Source organism: Niallia yueguangensis, from assembly GCF_052663115.1.
Map to the genome: position 1 here is coordinate 1 of NZ_JBQTCX010000058.1, position 819 is coordinate 819.

The window sequence follows — 819 nt, forward strand, 5'->3', positions numbered from 1 at the left end:
AAATCAACCTTAATGAATGTTCTTTTTGGTTTATATCAGCCGGAAAAAGGAGAAATTAGGGCTCGGGGACAAAAGGTGAACATTTCTAATCCGAATGTAGCCAACGATTTAGGAATTGGCATGGTGCATCAGCATTTTATGTTGATCGATACATTTACCGTTACCGAGAACATTATTTTAGGAAAAGAAACGGTCAATAAAGGGAAAATCGATTTAAAAAAGGCAGAAAAAGAAGTAAAGGAAATTTCGGAAAAATATGGGTTGGCAGTAGATCCAAAAGCGAAAATTTCTGATATTTCAGTAGGGATGCAGCAAAGAGTAGAAATTTTAAAAACGCTTTATCGAGGTGCGGAAATATTAATTTTTGATGAACCATCTGCTGTGTTGACTCCTCAAGAAATAACCGAATTAATGGCCATTTTCAAAACGTTAATAAAAGAAGGAAAATCAATTATTTTGATTACCCATAAATTAAAAGAAATTATGGAAGTGTGCGATCGAGTTACCGTTATTCGTAAAGGAGTAGGAATTGGTACATACAATGTAAGCGAAACAAATCCAAATGAATTAGCTAGTTTAATGGTAGGCAGAGAAGTTACGTTTAAAACAGATAAAAAAGAAGCACAGCCAAAGGAAACCATTCTTTCTATTAAAAATTTAAGTGTAAAAGATTCACGTGGTGTGAAAGTCGTTCATTCCTTCAATTTAGATGTAAGAGCTGGAGAGATTGTCGGCATCGCTGGCGTAGATGGAAATGGGCAATCTGAATTAATTGAAGCAATTACAGGGTTAATGAAAAAAGATTCCGGCAGCATTACA

At 34.8% G+C, this 819-nt stretch carries 1 protein-coding gene; it reads left to right on the plus strand.

Going from position 1 to position 819, the window contains the following annotated elements; genetic code table 11:
- On the plus strand, positions 1-819 hold an 819-nt coding region (locus ACTYA4_RS22070), incomplete at both ends, for an ABC transporter ATP-binding protein (protein ID WP_445505877.1).